Source organism: Bacillus sp. AFS037270, from assembly GCF_002585305.1.
In genome coordinates this window covers 20,881-39,919 of sequence record NZ_NUNF01000025.1, presented here as the reverse complement: position 1 = coordinate 39,919, position 19,039 = coordinate 20,881, and the positions used below count along the sequence as shown (strand labels likewise).

At 40.7% G+C, this 19,039-nt stretch carries 18 protein-coding genes and 1 other annotated feature; all 18 genes read left to right on the top strand.

Annotated elements, in window-relative coordinates; translation table 11 throughout:
• The first annotated feature begins 106 nt into the window (after nt 1–106).
• The 18 genes from rpmG to rplC all read left to right on the top strand — a co-directional run bounded on the left by rpmG (nt 107) and on the right by rplC (nt 19,030).
• Entirely contained in the window at nt 107–253 is a 147-nt protein-coding gene (gene rpmG, locus COD92_RS13260) for a 50S ribosomal protein L33 (RefSeq protein ID WP_098533251.1), read from the top strand.
• Between the two features lie 54 nt (nt 254–307).
• Nucleotides 308–490 (top strand): preprotein translocase subunit SecE, encoded by a 183-nt coding sequence (gene secE, locus COD92_RS13255; RefSeq protein ID WP_098533249.1) that lies wholly within the window; start codon nt 308–310, stop codon nt 488–490.
• 182 nt (nt 491–672) lie between these two features.
• A complete protein-coding gene (gene nusG / locus COD92_RS13250) occupies nt 673–1,206 on the top strand; it encodes a transcription termination/antitermination protein NusG (RefSeq protein ID WP_098533247.1) in 534 nt (177 codons plus the stop codon).
• Between the two features lie 246 nt (nt 1,207–1,452).
• The gene (gene rplK, locus COD92_RS13245; protein ID WP_141561102.1) at nt 1,453–1,878 is read left to right on the top strand and encodes a 50S ribosomal protein L11; all 426 of its coding nucleotides are present in this window, start codon (nt 1,453–1,455) and stop codon (nt 1,876–1,878) included.
• A 180-nt stretch (nt 1,879–2,058) separates the two neighbouring features.
• Nucleotides 2,059–2,757 (top strand): 50S ribosomal protein L1, encoded by a 699-nt coding sequence (gene rplA, locus COD92_RS13240; protein ID WP_098533243.1) that lies wholly within the window; start codon nt 2,059–2,061, stop codon nt 2,755–2,757.
• Nucleotides 2,758–2,810: 53 nt separating this feature from the next.
• Nucleotides 2,811–2,956 (top strand) — a sequence feature (ribosomal protein L10 leader region).
• A 127-nt stretch (nt 2,957–3,083) separates the two neighbouring features.
• On the top strand, nt 3,084–3,584 hold the full coding sequence (rplJ, locus tag COD92_RS13235; RefSeq protein ID WP_098533241.1) for a 50S ribosomal protein L10: 501 nt from the start codon (nt 3,084–3,086) through the stop codon (nt 3,582–3,584).
• A gap of 60 nt (nt 3,585–3,644) precedes the next feature.
• On the top strand, nt 3,645–4,007 hold the full coding sequence (gene rplL / locus COD92_RS13230; protein ID WP_098533239.1) for a 50S ribosomal protein L7/L12: 363 nt from the start codon (nt 3,645–3,647) through the stop codon (nt 4,005–4,007).
• Nucleotides 4,008–4,118: 111 nt separating this feature from the next.
• The gene (locus tag COD92_RS13225) at nt 4,119–4,718 is read left to right on the top strand and encodes a class I SAM-dependent methyltransferase (protein ID WP_098533237.1); all 600 of its coding nucleotides are present in this window, start codon (nt 4,119–4,121) and stop codon (nt 4,716–4,718) included.
• Nucleotides 4,719–4,972: 254 nt separating this feature from the next.
• Entirely contained in the window at nt 4,973–8,533 is a 3,561-nt protein-coding gene (rpoB, locus tag COD92_RS13220) for a DNA-directed RNA polymerase subunit beta (RefSeq protein ID WP_098533235.1), read from the top strand.
• A 90-nt stretch (nt 8,534–8,623) separates the two neighbouring features.
• Nucleotides 8,624–12,223 carry a DNA-directed RNA polymerase subunit beta' gene (gene rpoC, locus COD92_RS13215; protein ID WP_098533233.1) on the top strand — a complete coding sequence of 1,200 codons (3,600 nt, stop codon included), beginning with the start codon at nt 8,624–8,626 and terminating at the stop codon, nt 12,221–12,223.
• Between the two features lie 162 nt (nt 12,224–12,385).
• Nucleotides 12,386–12,634 carry a 50S ribosomal protein L7ae-like protein gene (locus tag COD92_RS13210; protein ID WP_098533231.1) on the top strand — a complete coding sequence of 83 codons (249 nt, stop codon included), beginning with the start codon at nt 12,386–12,388 and terminating at the stop codon, nt 12,632–12,634.
• Between the two features lie 102 nt (nt 12,635–12,736).
• The gene (gene rpsL / locus COD92_RS13205) at nt 12,737–13,159 is read left to right on the top strand and encodes a 30S ribosomal protein S12 (protein ID WP_026565517.1); all 423 of its coding nucleotides are present in this window, start codon (nt 12,737–12,739) and stop codon (nt 13,157–13,159) included.
• Nucleotides 13,160–13,200: 41 nt separating this feature from the next.
• Nucleotides 13,201–13,671 (top strand): 30S ribosomal protein S7, encoded by a 471-nt coding sequence (gene rpsG, locus COD92_RS13200; protein ID WP_098533229.1) that lies wholly within the window; start codon nt 13,201–13,203, stop codon nt 13,669–13,671.
• A gap of 48 nt (nt 13,672–13,719) precedes the next feature.
• Entirely contained in the window at nt 13,720–15,801 is a 2,082-nt protein-coding gene (gene fusA, locus COD92_RS13195; protein ID WP_098533227.1) for an elongation factor G, read from the top strand.
• A 130-nt stretch (nt 15,802–15,931) separates the two neighbouring features.
• A complete protein-coding gene (gene tuf, locus COD92_RS13190) occupies nt 15,932–17,119 on the top strand; it encodes an elongation factor Tu (RefSeq protein ID WP_098533225.1) in 1,188 nt (395 codons plus the stop codon).
• A gap of 165 nt (nt 17,120–17,284) precedes the next feature.
• Complete coding sequence (locus tag COD92_RS13185) at nt 17,285–17,500, top strand: hypothetical protein (RefSeq protein WP_098533223.1); 216 nt, start codon at nt 17,285–17,287, stop codon at nt 17,498–17,500.
• A gap of 556 nt (nt 17,501–18,056) precedes the next feature.
• On the top strand, nt 18,057–18,365 hold the full coding sequence (gene rpsJ / locus COD92_RS13180) for a 30S ribosomal protein S10 (protein WP_007085291.1): 309 nt from the start codon (nt 18,057–18,059) through the stop codon (nt 18,363–18,365).
• A 38-nt stretch (nt 18,366–18,403) separates the two neighbouring features.
• On the top strand, nt 18,404–19,030 hold the full coding sequence (gene rplC, locus COD92_RS13175) for a 50S ribosomal protein L3 (protein WP_098533221.1): 627 nt from the start codon (nt 18,404–18,406) through the stop codon (nt 19,028–19,030).
• Nucleotides 19,031–19,039: the final 9 nt, after the last annotated feature.

Genomic DNA, 19,039 nt, shown 5'->3' with positions numbered 1-19,039 from the left:
CTATTATTTGCCAATATTATTAATCCATTTTAGGAGTTATTGACATTAAATAGGGGTCATGTTACATTTTTAGTGATACACAAGAAGAACAGATAGGTGAACGAAAATGAGCAAAAAAGTCATCTTAGCTTGTGTGGAATGCGGCTCACGAAATTATTCGACAGCCGGCACAGAAACACAAACAAAACGTTTAGAACTTAAAAAATTTTGTAAGACTTGTGCGACCCATACTATCCATCGTGAAACAAAATAAGATAGATATAGATACTAGCATTGCTTACTTAAGATTGTTGGGGGTTACGAAATAATGCAGCGCATAACGAAATTCTTCAGTGATATATTCCGTGAAATGAGAAAAGTCAGCTGGCCTAAGCGTGGGGAATTGATTCGTTCAACTGTTACTGTTTTAACAACAGTAGTCTTTTTCGCAGCGTTCTTTGCTGTTCTAGATTTAGGAATCTCAAAATTGATTCGTTTAATTCTTGAATAAATAGCCATCATTCATGGTATAATGGAAACTAATAAAGGAAGTTTTATCTAAAACCCGTATAAACGGGTTTTTTAATTTGTCTAAAAAAGCGGAAGCGTTCGGTTTAGAGTCGTTAGACGCAGGAAATAGGCACTAAAATTTCCACAAAATTGAGGGAGGGACGGACGAACTAGTCCTCTTAAATGGAAAAGAATTGGTACGTTGTTCATACTTACTCTGGTTATGAAAATAAGGTAAAAGCAAACTTAGAAAAAAGGGTTGAATCAATGGGCATGGCAGATAAGATATTCCGTGTCGTTGTACCTGAAGAAGAAGAAACAGAAATTAAAAACGGCAAAAAGAAGGTTGTTAAACGGAAGGTGTTCCCTGGTTATGTATTAGTTGAACTAGTGATGACAGATGATTCCTGGTATGTTGTCCGTAATACTCCCGGCGTAACGGGATTTGTCGGCTCAGCGGGTTCAGGATCCAAACCAACACCGTTACTGCCTGAAGAAGTAACCGTATTACTTAAGCGTATGGGTGTGGAAGAAAAACGTGTGGATATTGATTATGAAATTGGGGAAACGGTTCGCGTTAAGGAAGGTCCTTTTGCAAACTTTACTGGATCTGTTGAAGAAATGGACAAGGACCGAGCAAAACTTAAGGTGCTTGTTAATATGTTCGGCCGTGATACCCCAGTAGAACTTGATTTTACACAGATTGAAAAATTATAAAAGCGGAAACGCCCTGTGGAGTTTCGAGGAATATATATATATATTTTAAAAGAAAATAATCTGTTATTGTAAAAAAACTTGAAATCATTTAAAAAAAGTGTTACTATTTCATAGGTCAGTATGTCTCGTTGTGAGACAAGACTAATGTTTTAAGTTCTTTATGATTAATATATAAAGACATATGATGAGTGGGAGGGGTCAAAAGGTCCCTATTACCACATCACGGACTTTAAGGAGGTGTGTCTCGTGGCTAAAAAAGTAATTAAAGTCGTTAAATTACAAATTCCTGCTGGTAAAGCAAACCCAGCGCCACCGGTTGGTCCTGCACTAGGTCAAGCAGGTGTTAATATCATGGGATTCTGTAAGGAATTTAACGCTCGTACAGCAGATCAAGCTGGATTAATCATTCCTGTTGAAATTACGGTATTTGAAGACCGTTCATTTACATTTATTACGAAAACTCCTCCTGCTGCCGTTCTTTTAAAAGTAGCAGCTGGAATTCAGTCTGGTTCAGGTGAGCCTAACCGTAATAAAGTAGCAACAGTAAAGCGTGATAAAGTACGCGAGATTGCGGAACAAAAGATGCCTGACCTTAACGCAGCTAGCGTTGAAGCAGCAATGCGCATGGTTGAAGGTACTGCACGCAGCATGGGTATCGTTATCGAAGACTAATCCATGTTACTGAAGCACAAAGGTAAAATGAGGGGGTTGCGATATTTTAATATACTCGCAACCTTTGTTCTGTCTAGCAGTTGCACTAGCTTTAAAGTCATAGGATGATTATAAGTAGTGCCTCGGCTTTTCGGCGTGGGAGAATAATTCGCTAAAACCACAATCTAGGAGGAAATAAAAATGGCTAAAAAAGGTAAAAAGTATTTAGAAGCTTCAAAGCTTGTAGATCGCTTAAAAGCATACCCAATTGCAGAAGCAATTGATCTTGCTAAGAAAACAAACTTCACTAAATTTGATGCAACTCTTGAAGTGGCTTTCCGTTTAGGTGTAGATCCTAAGAAAGCAGACCAACAAATCCGTGGTGCAGTTGTGCTTCCTAACGGAACTGGTAAAACTCAACGCGTTTTAGTATTCGCTAAGGGTGAGAAAGTGAAAGAAGCAGAAGCAGCTGGCGCTGATTATGTAGGAGATTCTGAATACATCAACAAAATCCAACAAGGTTGGTTTGATTTTGATGTAATCGTAGCAACTCCAGACATGATGGGTGAAGTTGGTAAACTTGGTCGTGTATTAGGACCTAAAGGCTTAATGCCAAACCCTAAGACTGGTACTGTTACATTTGATGTAACAAGAGCTATCAACGAAATTAAAGCAGGTAAAGTTGAATACCGTGTAGATAAGTCTGGTAACATTCATGTTCCTATCGGTAAATCATCTTTCGAAAACGAAAAGCTTGTTGAAAACTTCAACACTATTTTCGATACAATGCTTAAAGCTAAACCTGCAGCTGCAAAGGGTACTTATATGAAGAATGTAACTGTATCTTCAACAATGGGACCTGGCGTAAAAGTAGATCCATCTACTGTTGCAGCGAAGTAATTTATTACCAATTGACAATTTAGAGTATATTTTATATAATCTATTTTGTTGTTTAAAATAAAACATTTGTACTGTAGACAGCAGGTGCGATTATCGCTTAATTTCCTGCCGAGGTAGAGCGATATAGAATTGGCTGATTATTCAGCTGTTGTATGCTGCCTCCATGTCTCGATTGATGTGGAGGTTTTTACTTGGCAAATAAAAATTTATTGTCTAAATTCTTATTTGCACAAGTGCAACTATGCCTTGTCCTCGCCTGACGGCTTGTCAGTCGGCAAGTTTACTTTACCTGGTATAAATGTAGATAATCTACAGGAGGTGTAAAGATGAGCAGTGTAATCGAAATAAAGAAACAATTAGTTGACGAAATTACTGATAAGTTAAAAGCAAGTGTATCAACTGTCGTTGTTGATTACCGTGGTCTTTCAGTTGCAGAAGTAACTGAGCTTCGTAAACAACTTCGTGAAGCAGGCGTTGAATTTAAAGTTTATAAAAACTCAATGGTACGCCGTGCAGCTGATGCAGCTGAGCTTTCTAGCTTGAACGATGCATTAACAGGTCCGAACGCAATTGCGTTCAGTACTGAAGATGTAGTAGCACCAGCAAAAATCTTGAATGACTTTGCTAAAAAACACGAGGCGCTTGAACTTAAAGCAGGTGTTATCGAAGGTAACGTCGCAACAGCTGAAGAGATTAAAGCTCTTGCAGATCTACCATCACGCGAAGGATTGCTTTCTATGCTACTCAGCGTACTACAAGCTCCAATTCGCAATCTTGCCCTTGCTGCAAAAGCAGTGGCAGACCAAAAAGAAGAACAAGGCGCGTAAGCTAACACTAACAGCCTAAAAAAAATAAAACGTAACGAAAACTAAGGAGGAAACTTAATCATGACTAAAGAACAAATCATTGAAGCAGTTAAATCTATGACTGTTTTAGAACTTAACGATCTTGTAAAAGCAATCGAAGAAGAATTCGGCGTAACTGCTGCTGCTCCTGTAGCAATGGCTGGCGGAGCTGGAGCTGCTGCTGTTGAAGAGCAAACTGAATTTGATGTAATCCTAGCTAGCGCTGGCGATCAAAAAATCAAAGTTATCAAAGTTGTTCGTGAAATCACTGGTCTTGGTCTTAAAGAAGCAAAAGATCTTGTTGATAACACTCCTAAAGCAATTAAAGAAGGCGTTGCTAAAGAAGAAGCTGAAGCAATCAAAGCTAAGCTTGATGAAGTTGGAGCTAACGTTGAAGTTAAGTAATTCTACTATAAAAAAGCTCGCTGCATAAGCGGGCTTTTTTTGGCTTAAATTAATTAACGATTGCGCCAGTCCTCTTTTATTCTTCAATTACTACTCTCCGGAGGTGAGCTTATGTCAGAACACTACTACTCTCGAACTCAAAAGGTGGAAAGTGATCCGAAATTTTGGGATTTTACATTGCGAAAGCATTCTTTTCGCTTTAAAACCGATAATGGTGTTTTTTCAAAAAGAGAAGTAGATTTTGGCTCACGTATACTCATAGAGTCATTTATCATGCCAGAGGTGGAAGGCAGCGTTCTAGATGTAGGTTGCGGCTATGGACCTATTGGCTTATCGATAGCAAAAGAATTTAGTAACCGTATTGTCCACATGGTCGATGTTAATGAACGAGCGATTGAACTGGCAAAGGAAAATGCATCCTTAAACAAGATTACAAATGTCGACATCTATGAAAGTGATCGCTTGTTAAATGTTAAAGGGGATACCTTCGCAGCTATATTAACAAATCCGCCCATTAGAGCTGGTAAACAGACTGTTCATGATATTTTTGAACAAAGCTATGAGCATCTTGTTTCAAATGGCGAGCTTTGGATTGTTATTCAAAAGAAACAAGGAGCGCCGTCAGCGATTGAAAAATTAAAAACCCTTTTTTCTGATGTCGAGACAGTTGACAAATCCAAAGGTTATTTTATTATTAAGGCTATAAAATAGTTGACTCGTATTTGTCGTTGTGGTAGCATTATAAAATGCCATCATAATAATTTCCGAATTATTCCTTAAAATACTTATTTATAAGTATAAAAACGGCATAAGAAGGAAATGATGACAAAATAATAATCAAAATGTGAAAATGTGGTTTTTGAGTAAAAAACCCTTTTTCTTTTTGTCTAATTGGTGGAGTCTTTGGTTCTACTGTTAGACGTAATAGATTTATTAAAAAACGCTTGATTTGAGGGGTGAATCAGTTGACAGGTCAACTAGTTCAGTATGGACGACACCGCCAACGTAGAAGTTACGCACGAATCAGTGAAGTTTTAGAATTACCAAATCTCATTGAAATCCAAACCTCTTCTTATCAATGGTTTCTGGATGAGGGATTACGTGAAATGTTTCAGGATATTTCACCGATTGAGGATTTTACTGGTAACCTATCACTGGAATTTATTGATTACAGCCTTGGCGATCCAAAGTATTCTGTAGAAGAATCTAAAGAACGGGACGTTACATATTCTGCTCCATTACGTGTAAAAGTACGTCTTGTAAACAAAGAAACTGGTGAAGTAAAAGACCAAGATGTATTTATGGGTGATTTCCCGCTAATGACAGAAACAGGTACATTTGTCATTAATGGGGCAGAACGCGTTATAGTATCACAATTAGTGCGTTCACCGAGCGTTTACTTTAGTGGAAAACTTGATAAAAATGGTAAAAAAGGTTTTACTGCGACAGTAATTCCGAACCGCGGAGCTTGGCTGGAGTATGAAACAGATGCCAAAGATGTTGTTTATGTAAGAATAGATCGTACTCGGAAACTGCCCGTTACGGTTCTTTTGCGTGCATTAGGCTTTGGTTCCGATCAAGAAATCATTGAATTGATTGGTGATAACGAGTACATCCGCAATACCCTTGAGAAGGATAATACAGAGGGTGTTGACAAAGCGCTATTAGAAATTTATGAGCGTCTTCGTCCTGGCGAACCGCCGACAGTTGATAACGCTAAGAGTTTGTTAGTGTCTCGTTTCTTTGATCCGAAGCGTTATGATCTGGCGAATGTTGGTCGTTACAAAATCAATAAAAAGCTTCATATTAAAAATCGCTTATTCAACCAACGTTTAGCCGAATCACTTGCGGATCCTGAAACTGGTGAAATCATTGCAGAAAAAGGGACCCTCCTCGATAGGAGAAACCTTGACAGAATTATACCTGCCCTTGAAAAGAATATTAATTTCAGAGGCCATAATCCTGTTGGTGGTGTAGTAGACGAAGAAATAATTCTTCAAGGCATTAAGATCTATGCACCTGGCGATGAAAATGAAAAAGTCATTAACGTATTGGGTAATGCATATGTTGCTGAGCCAATTAAAAATATTACACCTGCCGACATCATTGCATCGATTAGCTACTTCTTTAATTTATTACATGGAGTAGGCGATACAGATGATATCGACCATTTAGGTAACAGACGTCTGCGTTCTGTTGGTGAACTATTGCAGAACCAGTTCCGGATTGGATTATCGCGTATGGAACGTGTTGTCCGCGAGAGAATGTCTATCCAAGATACTGCAACCATTACACCGCAGCAATTGATTAACATTCGTCCGGTTATTGCATCAATCAAAGAGTTCTTCGGAAGCTCACAATTATCACAATTCATGGACCAAACCAACCCGCTTGCTGAGTTAACTCATAAGCGCCGTCTTTCAGCATTAGGACCTGGTGGTTTAACGCGTGAACGTGCAGGGATGGAAGTACGTGACGTACACTATTCCCACTACGGACGTATGTGTCCAATTGAAACGCCTGAAGGTCCAAACATTGGTTTGATCAACTCGCTTTCATCTTATGCGAAGGTAAACCGTTTTGGATTTATTGAAACACCATACCGCCGAGTTGATCCAGATACCGGTAAGGTTACAAGCCGAATCGATTACCTGACAGCGGATGAAGAAGATAACTATGTAGTTGCACAGGCGAACTCTCGTCTTGGTGATGACGGTGCCTTCCTCGATGAAGAGGTAGTGGCTCGTTTCCGTGGTGAAAACACAGTAGTTAAACGTGAACGAATTGACTACATGGATGTATCACCAAAACAGGTAGTATCTGCGGCGACTGCGTGTATTCCGTTCCTTGAAAATGATGACTCAAACCGTGCCTTGATGGGTGCGAACATGCAGCGTCAAGCGGTGCCGCTTATGCAGCCAGAGGCACCAAGAGTTGGAACTGGTATGGAATATGTATCAGGTAAAGACTCCGGTGCAGCGGTCATCTGTAAGCAGGATGGTATTGTTGAACATGTTGAGGCCCGTGAAGTTTGGGTTCGTGAAGTGAAAGAAGTAGATGGCCAAGAAGTAAAAGGCGATCTTAAAAAATATCGTTTATTGAAATTTATCCGTTCGAACCAAGGTACGTGCTATAACCAACGTCCAATCGTGGCTGTTGGCGACCGTGTGAAAAAAGGCGAGATTTTAGCTGACGGTCCATCCATGGAATTGGGAGAGTTAGCGCTTGGACGAAACGTTCTGGTTGCCTTCATGACATGGGATGGTTATAACTATGAAGATGCCATCATTATGAGCGAACGTCTTGTAAAAGATGATGTCTATACTTCTATTCATATTGAAGAATATGAATCAGAATCTCGTGATACAAAACTTGGACCTGAGGAAATTACCCGTGATATTCCAAACGTAGGGGAGGATGCTCTTCGTAATTTGGATGAACGCGGTATTATTCGTACGGGTGCAGAAGTAAAAGACGGTGACCTTCTTGTTGGTAAAGTTACGCCAAAAGGTGTAACTGAATTAACTGCAGAAGAACGCCTTCTCCATGCTATTTTTGGTGAAAAAGCTCGTGAAGTCCGCGATACGTCACTAAGAGTTCCGCATGGCGGCGGCGGTATCGTACATGATGTTAAAGTCTTTAACCGTGAAGATGGCGATGAATTGCCACCAGGTGTAAACCAGCTTGTCCGTGTCTATATCGTTCAGAAACGTAAGATTCACCAAGGGGATAAAATGGCGGGTCGTCACGGTAACAAAGGGGTTATCTCACGGATTTTACCGGAAGAAGATATGCCTTACTTACCAGACGGTACACCGGTAGATATCATGTTAAACCCATTAGGGGTACCATCTCGTATGAATATCGGTCAGGTGCTTGAGCTCCATTTAGGTATGGCAGCAAGATACCTCGGCATTCATGTTGCAACACCGGTATTTGACGGTGCGCGTGAGGAAGATGTTTGGGGTACGATTGAAGAAGCAGGTATGGCTCGTGATGCCAAAACTGTTCTGTATGATGGCCGTTCAGGGGAACCATTTGATAACCGTGTATCAGTTGGTGTCATGTATATGATTAAATTGGCGCACATGGTTGACGATAAACTCCATGCCCGTTCTACAGGACCATACTCACTTGTTACACAGCAGCCGTTGGGTGGTAAAGCTCAATTCGGTGGTCAGCGTTTCGGTGAGATGGAGGTTTGGGCGCTTGAAGCATACGGTGCAGCCTATACACTTCAAGAAATCCTTACTGTTAAATCCGACGATGTTGTTGGCCGTGTGAAAACATATGAAGCCATCGTTAAAGGTGAAAATGTTCCGGAGCCAGGTGTTCCTGAATCATTCAAAGTATTAATTAAAGAACTTCAAAGCTTAGGTATGGATGTAAAAATCCTTTCTGGTGATGAAGAAGAAATTGAAATGCGAGATACGGAAGATGATGACGACTTACAACAAGTTGACACACTAAACATCGCACCAGATGCACCAAGTTTCGAATCTGAAAAAGTAGGTTCAAAAGAGTAATTTCTCGAGCTGCAGCGCACACAACATGTGTGTGCGCTTCCGCTTTTCTAATAAGGGTAGAACCTGGATATCGAAAGGGAGGTAGGCCCCTTGCTTGACGTTAATAATTTTGAATATATGAAAATTGGTCTTGCTTCACCGGATAAAATCCGTTCATGGTCATTCGGAGAAGTGAAAAAGCCAGAAACCATTAACTATCGTACGTTAAAACCTGAGAAAGACGGCTTATTCTGTGAGCGAATCTTTGGTCCAACAAAGGACTGGGAATGTCATTGCGGAAAATATAAGCGTGTCCGTTACAAAGGTGTCGTTTGTGACCGCTGTGGTGTTGAAGTAACACGTGCAAAAGTACGTCGTGAACGTATGGGTCATATCGAGCTAGCTGCACCTGTCTCACATATTTGGTATTTTAAAGGGATTCCAAGCCGAATGGGTCTTGTATTAGACATGTCCCCTCGTGCTTTGGAGGAAGTTATCTATTTTGCTTCTTATGTTGTGACAGAATCAGGTGATACTCCACTTGATAAAAAACATCTTTTATCCGAAAAAGAATATCGTGCCTATCGTGAAAAGTACGGAAATAAATTCCAAGCTGCCATGGGGGCAGAAGCGATTAAAAAGCTTCTTTCTGATATTGATTTAAATAAAGAAGTAGACATCCTTAAGGAAGAACTTAAGACAGCACAAGGCCAGCGCCGTACTCGCGCAATAAAGCGCCTTGAAGTGCTCGAGGCCTTCCGTAACTCAGGAAATGAGCCATCATGGATGATTCTGGACGTACTTCCAGTAATCCCGCCTGAGCTTCGTCCAATGGTACAATTGGATGGGGGACGTTTTGCAACATCTGACTTAAACGACCTTTATCGTCGAGTTATTAACCGTAATAACCGCTTAAAGCGTTTATTAGATCTTGGTGCGCCTAGCATTATCGTTCAAAATGAAAAGCGTATGCTTCAAGAAGCAGTTGATGCATTAATCGATAACGGCCGCCGCGGCCGACCAGTTACTGGTCCTGGTAACCGTCCGTTAAAATCGCTTTCTCATATGCTTAAAGGTAAACAAGGCCGTTTCCGTCAAAACTTGCTCGGTAAACGTGTTGACTATTCCGGCCGTTCCGTTATTGTTGTAGGTCCGAACTTAAAAATGTATCAGTGTGGACTTCCTAAAGAAATGGCTCTTGAACTATTCAAGCCATTTGTGATGAAGGAGCTTGTTGAAAAAGGTTTGGCACACAATATTAAATCTGCGAAACGTAAAATCGAACGAGTATCTCCAGATGTATGGGATGTACTTGAAGATGTTATTAAGGAGCATCCGGTTCTATTGAATCGTGCCCCTACATTGCATAGATTAGGGATCCAGGCATTTGAACCAACACTCGTTGAAGGACGGGCAATTCGTCTGCATCCACTGGTATGTACTGCCTACAACGCAGACTTTGACGGTGACCAAATGGCTGTTCACGTACCACTATCGTCTGAAGCTCAAGCAGAGGCTCGTCTGTTGATGCTAGCGGCTCAAAATATCTTGAACCCTAAAGATGGTAAGCCAGTTGTTACACCTTCTCAGGACATGGTATTAGGTAACTATTACTTAACCTTAGAGCGTGAAGGCACAATTGGTGAAGGTATGGTCTTTAAAGACACTAGTGAAGCGATCCTTGCCTACCAAAACGGCTATGTACACTTCCATACACGTGTAGCTGTTCATGCTGGTTCATTGGGCAATGAAACATTTACAGAAGAACAAAATAATAAGTTATTAATGACAACGGTTGGTAAACTTATTTTTAATGAAATTCTTCCGAAGTCATTCCCATATATTAATGAGCCGACAAGGCATAATTTAGAAGTCGAAACACCTGCCAAGTATTTTATTGAAAAGGGTGAAGACGTAAAAGCTAGAATTAAAGAAATGCCATTGATTGATCCATTTAAAAAGAAAATTCTTGGAAATATCATTGCTGAGGTCTTTAAACGATTCAAAATTACCGAAACATCAAAAATGCTTGACCGCATGAAGGATTTAGGCTTTAAGCATTCAACTAAAGCTGGTTTAACAGTTGGTGTGGCTGATATTGTCGTACTTCCTGAAAAACCGCAAATTCTCCATGAAGCTCAAGAAAAAGTAGATAACGTAATGAAGCAATTCAGACGTGGTCTTATTACTGAAGATGAGCGTTACGATCGTGTTATTGCGATCTGGAGTGCTGCGAAAGACACTATTCAAGGTAAACTGATGAAGTCCTTGAATAAATCGAATCCGATCTTTATGATGAGTGATTCCGGTGCCCGTGGTAACGCCTCTAACTTTACACAGCTTGCTGGTATGCGTGGTCTGATGGCCAACCCGGCAGGACGTATCATTGAATTACCGATTAAATCAAGTTTCCGTGAAGGATTAACTGTATTAGAGTACTTTATCTCGACTCACGGTGCCCGTAAAGGTCTTGCCGATACGGCTCTTAAGACAGCTGACTCAGGTTACTTAACACGTCGTTTAGTTGACGTTGCCCAAGATGTCATTGTTCGTGAGGACGATTGCGGTACTGACCGCGGCTTCTTAATCAGTGCCTTAAAAGATGGAACAGAAACAATCGAAGGTTTAGATGAACGTCTAATCGGTCGTTATGCTCGTACACCAATTAGACATCCAGAGACAAAAGAAGTCATTGTGCCTGAAAATGGCTTAATTACAGAGGATTTAGCAGAAGTGATCGTAAATGCAGGAATTGAAGAAGTAAAAATCAGATCTGCCTTTACATGTAACACTCGTCATGGTGTATGTAAGAAGTGCTATGGCCGTAACTTGGCAACAGGCCAAGAGGTTGAGGTCGGTGAAGCAGTCGGAATTATTGCTGCCCAATCGATCGGTGAGCCAGGTACACAGTTAACGATGCGTACATTCCATACCGGTGGGGTTGCCGGAGACGATATTACACAAGGTTTACCGCGTATCCAAGAGATTTTTGAAGCGCGTAACCCTAAAGGTCAAGCTGTTATCTCTGAAATTGAAGGTATTGTTGTCGGGATTAATGAAGGCCGTGACCGCCAGCATGAAATCGTGGTTCAAGGTGAAGTGGAATCTCGTACCTATAATGCTCCATACACAGCCCGTTTGAAAGTAGCAATCAATGATCGTGTTAATCGTGGTCAGGAACTGACAGAAGGTTCGATTGACCCGAAAGAATTAATCAAAGTAAAAGACGTTACTTCCGTTCAAGAATACCTATTGCGTGAGGTTCAAAAGGTTTACCGTATGCAAGGGGTTGAAATTGGCGATAAGCACGTCGAAGTAATGGTTCGTCAAATGCTGCGTAAGATCCGCGTCAGCGATGCAGGGGAAACAGATGTTCTGCCAGGTACACTTCTTGATATTCATCAGTTTACTGATGCTAACGAGAAGGCGCTTCTTGAAGGTAAACTTCCTGCGACTGGTCGTCCAGTCTTACTTGGTATTACCAAAGCATCACTTGAAACAGATTCATTCTTGTCTGCAGCATCTTTCCAAGAAACAACTAGAGTTCTTACTGATGCCGCAATTAAAGGAAAACGTGATGAGTTACTCGGCTTGAAAGAAAATGTTATCATCGGTAAACTTGTTCCTGCTGGTACAGGAATGCAGCGTTACCGTAAAGCAGAGCCAGTATTACGTGATACAACGTCCGAAGAAACTGTTGCAATTGACTAATTAAATTCTCGGTACCTGCCAATTAAGCAGGTACCGATTTTTAAGAATTCTTTTTCCAATACCTGGATTGAATAAAAAATCGAAACATTAGTTGACATCTTTTTGGTAAGATGATACTATATCAAAGGTGCTTCTATTCCAGATACTTTGGAGGATGTAGTTATGTCTTATGAAAAAGTATTACAAGCACGCAAGACTGTTATAGGAACAAAACAAGCAGTGAAAGTACTAAAAGAAGGAAACGTTCAAGAGATTCTCGTTGCGAGCGACGCTGAGCCGAGATTAACGGCAAAAGTCGTTGAAGAAGCACTCTTAATGGATGTTCCTGTCCACTATGTCGATTCGATGAAAAAACTCGGAAAAGCATGTGGAATAGAAGTTGGTGCTGCAACTGTTGCTATTATCCGTTAAAAACTGTTTTTGTAGATAGAGGATCTGCAAGAACTTTGTTTTTGCAAAAAAATGAACCACCTGGATGTGTGGACTTACAAATAACGAAGGGAGGAAAAATTCATGCCTACTATTAACCAATTAGTGCGCAAGCCTCGTCAATCAAAAGAGGAAAAGTCAAAATCACCAGCGCTTAATAAAGGTTACAACAGCTTCAAGAAATCTCAAACAAATGTATCTTCACCACAAAAACGCGGAGTGTGTACTCGTGTTGGTACAATGACTCCAAAGAAACCAAACTCAGCGTTACGTAAATATGCTCGTGTACGTTTGACAAATGGTATCGAGGTGACAGCATACATTCCTGGTATCGGCCACAACCTTCAAGAGCACAGTGTTGTTCTTATTCGCGGAGGACGTGTAAAGGACTTACCGGGGGTACGTTATCACATCGTACGTGGAGCGCTTGATACTGCTGGTGTAAACAACCGTATGCAAGGCCGTTCTAAATATGGTACTAAGAGACCAAAAGCAGCTAAGAAATAAATCACACTAAAATAGAAGCTTCTTTGAAAGGAGGAAACAAAATGCCACGTAAAGGTCCTGTAGCAAAAAGAGACGTGTTACCTGATCCACTTTACAATTCAAAATTAGTTACTCGTCTTATCAATAAAATGATGATCGATGGTAAAAGAGGTAAATCTCAAGAAATTCTTTATTCTGCGTTTGACACAATTCGCGAACGTACTGGCAAAGAGCCAATGGAAACTTTTGATGCAGCTATGAAAAACATCATGCCTGTACTTGAAGTTAGAGCTCGTCGTGTAGGTGGTGCAAACTATCAAGTACCAGTTGAGGTGCGCCCTGACCGTCGTACTACTTTAGGTCTTCGCTGGTTAGTGAACTATGCGCGTCTTCGCGGTGAAAAAACGATGGAAGAGCGTTTAGCGAACGAAATCATGGATGCAGCTAACAACAGTGGTGCATCTGTTAAGAAACGCGAAGATACACACAAAATGGCAGAAGCAAACAAAGCGTTTGCTCACTATCGTTGGTAATTTAACCTTCAATATAAAAACTTTCATACTAGGAAGGAGAAAGACCCAATGGCAAGAGAGTTCTCCTTAGCAAATACTCGTAATATCGGCATCATGGCTCACATCGATGCCGGTAAGACGACTACCACTGAGCGTGTCCTTTATTACACTGGTCGTATTCATAAGATTGGTGAAACACATGAAGGTGCTTCTCAGATGGACTGGATGGAGCAAGAACAAGAACGCGGAATTACCATCACGTCTGCAGCAACAACTGCTTCGTGGAAAGGTCACCGCGTAAATATCATTGACACACCAGGACACGTAGACTTCACTGTTGAAGTTGAACGTTCCCTTCGTGTTCTTGATGGCGCAGTTGCAGTACTTGATGCGCAATCTGGCGTTGAGCCACAAACTGAAACAGTGTGGCGTCAAGCAACAACCTACGGTGTACCACGTGTTGTTTTCGTTAACAAGATGGATAAAATCGGAGCGGACTTCTTATATTCTGTAGGAACCATTCATGACCGTCTTCAAGCGAATGCACACCCAATTCAACTTCCAATTGGTGCAGAAGACCAATTCGAAGCCATTATCGACCTTGTTGAAATGAATGCAGTATTCTACAGCAATGACTTAGGTACAGACATTGAAGTACGTGAAATTCCAGAAGAATTCCGTGCTCAAGCAGAAGAGTACCATGAGAAATTAGTAGAAGCAGTTGCAGAGTTAGATGAAGAGTTAATGGAAAAATACCTTGGTGGAGAGGAAATCTCTAAAGAAGAGCTTAAAGCTGCTATTCGTAAAGGTACTGTTAACGTTGAATTCTACCCAGTAATCTGTGGATCAGCATTCAAAAATAAAGGTGTTCAGTTAATGTTGGACGCAGTTATCGACTATCTTCCATCTCCGCTAGACGTGCCTGCAATCAAAGGTCATGCAGTTGATGATGAAGATGAAATCCTTGAGCGTCACTCAAGCGATGAAGAGCCATTCTCAGCTCTTGCGTTTAAAGTTATGACTGACCCTTATGTTGGTAAATTAACGTTCTTCCGCGTTTACTCTGGTACTTTAGAGTCTGGATCATACGTTCAGAACTCTACTAAAGGAAAGCGTGAGCGTATCGGACGTATCCTGCAAATGCACGCAAACAGCCGTCAGGAGATCTCTAAGGTTTTTGCTGGTGATATTGCAGCTGCTGTAGGTTTGAAAGATACTACTACTGGTGATACTCTATGTGATGAGAAAAACCTTGTTATCCTAGAGTCTATGCAATTCCCTGAGCCAGTAATTCAACTTTCAGTTGAACCTAAGTCAAAAGCAGACCAGGACAAAATGACAACTGCTTTACAAAAACTTCAAGAAGAAGATCCAACATTCCGTGCACACACTGACCAGGAAACTGGACAAGTCATCATTGCAGGAATGGGTGAACTTCACCTTGATATCATTGTTGACCGTATGCGTCGTGAATTTAAAGTTGAAGCTAACGTAGGTGCTCCACAGGTTGCTTACCGTGAAACATTCCGTTCTTCTGCACAAGTTGAAGGTAAGTTTGCCCGCCAATCTGGTGGTCGTGGACAATACGGACATGTTTGGATCGAATTCGGACCTAATGATGAAGGTAAAGGATTTGAATTCGTAAACGGTATCGTCGGTGGTGTGGTTCCACGTGAATACATTCCAGCGGTACAAGCTGGTCTTGAAGATGCCTTAGATCGCGGTGTTCTTGCAGGATATCCATTAGTTGATATTAAAGCAAGATTATTCGACGGGTCTTACCATGATGTTGACTCCTCTGAAATGGCGTTTAAGATTGCCGCATCAATGGCGCTTAAAAATGCTGCTTCGAAGTGTCAGCCAGTTATCCTTGAGCCTGTTATGAGAGTAGAAGTTGTTATCCCAGAAGATTACCTAGGTGATATCATGGGACAAATTACTGCTCGTCGTGGCCGTGTTGAAGGTATGGAAGCACGTGGTAACGCACAAGTTGTTCGTTCGATGGTTCCACTTTCAGAAATGTTTGGTTATGCAACAGCGCTTCGTTCAAGTACACAAGGTCGTGGAGTATTTTCTATGCACTTTGACCACTATGAAGAAGTACCAAAATCTATTTCTGAAGAAATCATTAAAAAAAATAAAGGTGAATAATTGATTTTCACCTTTATTTAAAGTATAACTACTTATGTAAGAATGGAAACTGTTAAAATTGGTTAGCAATTGAACAGTTTCCACTTAAAAATATACTTAAAACCTTATAATCCAAAGGAGGATTTTCCAAATGGCAAAAGCTAAATTCGACCGTTCTAAGCCACACGTTAACATTGGTACAATCGGACACGTTGACCATGGTAAAACTACTTTAACTGCTGCAATCACTTCTGTACTTGCTAAATCTGGTAAAGCAGAAGCTCGTGCATACGATCAAATCGATGGTGCACCAGAAGAAAAAGAACGTGGTATCACAATCTCTACTGCACACGTTGAGTATGAAACAGATCTTCGTCACTATGCACACGTTGATTGCCCAGGACACGCTGACTATGTTAAAAACATGATCACTGGTGCTGCGCAAATGGACGGCGGTATCCTAGTTGTATCTGCAACTGATGGCCCGATGCCACAAACTCGTGAGCACATCCTTCTTTCTCGTCAGGTAGGCGTACCTTACCTTGTTGTATTTATGAACAAGTGTGATATGGTTGACGACGAAGAACTTCTTGAGTTAGTAGAAATGGAAATCCGTGATCTATTAACAGAATACGATTTCCCTGGCGATGACACTCCAGTTATCAAAGGTTCTGCCCTTAAAGCTTTAGAAGGCGAAGCTGCTTGGGAAGAAAAAGTTCTAGAATTAATGGCTGCTGTTGACGAGTTCATCCCAACTCCAACTCGCGACACTGATAAGCCTTTCATGATGCCAGTTGAGGATGTATTCTCAATCACTGGTCGTGGAACAGTTGCTACAGGACGTGTTGAGCGTGGTGTAGTTAAAGTTGGTGACGTTGTTGAAATCGTTGGTTTCACTGAAGAGCCAAAATCTACTACTGTAACAGGTGTAGAAATGTTCCGTAAGCTTCTTGATTTCGCTGAAGCTGGTGACAACATTGGTGCCCTTCTTCGTGGTGTAGCACGTGAAGAAATCGAGCGTGGACAAGTTTTGGCTAAGCCAAAATCAATCACTCCACACACAAAGTTCAAAGCACAAGTTTACGTATTATCTAAAGAAGAAGGTGGACGTCATACTCCATTCTTCACAAACTATCGTCCACAATTCTATTTCCGTACTTCTGATATTACTGGTATCTGTAACCTACCAGAAGGTACTGAAATGGTAATGCCTGGCGACCATATCGAAATGACTGTTGAACTTATCGCTCCAGTTGCGATCGAAGAAGGAACAAAGTTCTCTATTCGTGAAGGCGGACGTACTGTAGGTTCAGGTTCAATCACAACTATTCAAGAGTAATAACTCTATAAAAGCAGATGGATGACGATCCATCTGTTTTTTTTATGTATTCTTATTTACTGGTTGAATTAAAACCTAATATTGACGGAATAAAAGGAAAATGGCGTCCGAAGTCGGACTAGGTTTAGACAGTGAACCGTTCAAAAAGGAAGAAGGAGTCCGAAGTTGGACCAAGTTCAGACAGTGGATCACTTAAAAATTGATATGGAGTCCAAAGCCGTGTCATGTTCGTACAGGGGGCCGCAAAAAGGCGAGCTGGAATCCGAAGTTACACTAAGTTCGGACAGGGAGCCCGTAAAAAAAGGAAATGAGTCCGAAGTCGGAACAAGTTTGGACGGAAGGATGCAAAAAAAGCCAGAGGGAGTCCGAACTATCCAATAAACATGGACCACACATCGTAATGAAAGACCCCTTCAATTACTGAAACCAGAGTAAGTTAACCCACTTGGTCAAAAAAATACTTACATACATTCCCCCGAATCTTGCTTTAACAACAATGACAGTAATAAAAAAAACTCAAGAATTCATTATAGAATATCCGTTTTTCTTCTATAATATTAATTTGATAATTGAGAATTTACAATAACTGCAATTACATTGTTTAATCAAATAGTTATTGGAATAGAAAAGCTTAGCGTTTAAATATATCATTTTTTTTAAAAAAATTAGGAGATTTTTGGAGATTTAGATTAAGTGTTGAAAAAGACAATAACAGCCGCTATAATAGAAAAAGTGTTCAGGACAGAAACATAAAGAAAAAATTCATAATAATTGTTGCGTTTGCTTTATGTTTTATGTATAATAGACAATGTTGGTCTTTGACTGCGATGATGTGAAAGGTTGCTGACACACCCGGCCGCTTTGCCATGGCGAGTGTGTGGGAAATTTTCACTGAGAATGTCTATTTTGAAAATAGGCGAATAAAGGAGGGAAAATAATGGCAAAACAAAAAATTCGTATCCGTCTTAAAGCATATGATCACAGAATCCTTGATCAATCTGCAGAAAAAATCGTTGAAACAGCAAAACGTTCAGGTGCGGCAGTTTCGGGTCCGATCCCACTTCCAACTGAAAAGTCTGTTTACACAATTCTTCGTGCGGTTCATAAGTACAAAGATTCTCGTGAGCAATTTGAAATGCGGACACATAAGCGTCTAATCGACATCGTTAACCCAACTCCACAAACAGTTGATGCGTTAATGCGTTTAGATTTACCATCTGGTGTTGATATCGAAATTAAACTTTAATCAAATAAACTATTACAAAATTAGGAGGTGTGACTTACATGACCAAAGGAATCTTAGGAAGAAAAATTGGTATGACTCAAGTATTTGCAGAAAACGGGAACTTAATTCCTGTAACTGTTGTTGAGGTAGCTCCAAACGTAGTACTTCAAAAGAAATCAGTTGATAGCGATGGATATGTTGCTGTTCAAGTAGGTTTTGAAGATAAGCGTGAGAAGTTAGCTAACAAGCCTGAAAAAGGACATGTTGCGAAAGCAAATACTGCTCCTAAGCGCTTCATTCGCGAATTCCGCGGAGATGACTTAGCAGCACTTGAAGTTGGTCAGGAAGTCAAAGTTGATATTTTCGCTGCAGGAGATATCGTAGATGTAACAGGAATCTCAAAGGGTAAAGGTTTCCAAGGTGTTATCAAACGCCACGGACAATCACGCGGCCCAATGGCTCACGGTTCACGTTATCATCGTCGTCCTGGTTCAATGGGACCTGTTGCTCCAAACCGTGTATTCAAAGGTAAATTATTACCTGGCCGTATGGGTGGAGATCAAGTTACAGTTCAAAACCTTGAAATCGTTAAGGTTGATACAGAACGCAACTTACTTTTAATCAAAGGTAACGTACCAGGTGCAAAAAAAGCATTACTAAAAATCAAAGGTGCGGTTAAAGCATAAGTCACTTTG

What these genes read in the sequence shown, in the direction of transcription:
- rpmG (WP_098533251.1), top strand. Translation starts at nt 107, where the DNA reads ATGAGCAAAAAAGTCATCTTAGCTTGTGTGGAATGCGGCTCACGAAAT.
- secE (WP_098533249.1), top strand. Translation starts at nt 308, where the DNA reads ATGCAGCGCATAACGAAATTCTTCAGTGATATATTCCGTGAAATGAGA.
- nusG (WP_098533247.1), top strand. Translation starts at nt 673, where the DNA reads ATGGAAAAGAATTGGTACGTTGTTCATACTTACTCTGGTTATGAAAAT.
- rplA (WP_098533243.1), top strand. Translation starts at nt 2,059, where the DNA reads ATGGCTAAAAAAGGTAAAAAGTATTTAGAAGCTTCAAAGCTTGTAGAT.
- rplJ (WP_098533241.1), top strand. Translation starts at nt 3,084, where the DNA reads ATGAGCAGTGTAATCGAAATAAAGAAACAATTAGTTGACGAAATTACT.
- rplL (WP_098533239.1), top strand. Translation starts at nt 3,645, where the DNA reads ATGACTAAAGAACAAATCATTGAAGCAGTTAAATCTATGACTGTTTTA.
- COD92_RS13225 (WP_098533237.1), top strand. Translation starts at nt 4,119, where the DNA reads ATGTCAGAACACTACTACTCTCGAACTCAAAAGGTGGAAAGTGATCCG.
- COD92_RS13210 (WP_098533231.1), top strand. Translation starts at nt 12,386, where the DNA reads ATGTCTTATGAAAAAGTATTACAAGCACGCAAGACTGTTATAGGAACA.
- rpsL (WP_026565517.1), top strand. Translation starts at nt 12,737, where the DNA reads ATGCCTACTATTAACCAATTAGTGCGCAAGCCTCGTCAATCAAAAGAG.
- rpsG (WP_098533229.1), top strand. Translation starts at nt 13,201, where the DNA reads ATGCCACGTAAAGGTCCTGTAGCAAAAAGAGACGTGTTACCTGATCCA.
- fusA (WP_098533227.1), top strand. Translation starts at nt 13,720, where the DNA reads ATGGCAAGAGAGTTCTCCTTAGCAAATACTCGTAATATCGGCATCATG.
- tuf (WP_098533225.1), top strand. Translation starts at nt 15,932, where the DNA reads ATGGCAAAAGCTAAATTCGACCGTTCTAAGCCACACGTTAACATTGGT.
- rpsJ (WP_007085291.1), top strand. Translation starts at nt 18,057, where the DNA reads ATGGCAAAACAAAAAATTCGTATCCGTCTTAAAGCATATGATCACAGA.
- rplC (WP_098533221.1), top strand. Translation starts at nt 18,404, where the DNA reads ATGACCAAAGGAATCTTAGGAAGAAAAATTGGTATGACTCAAGTATTT.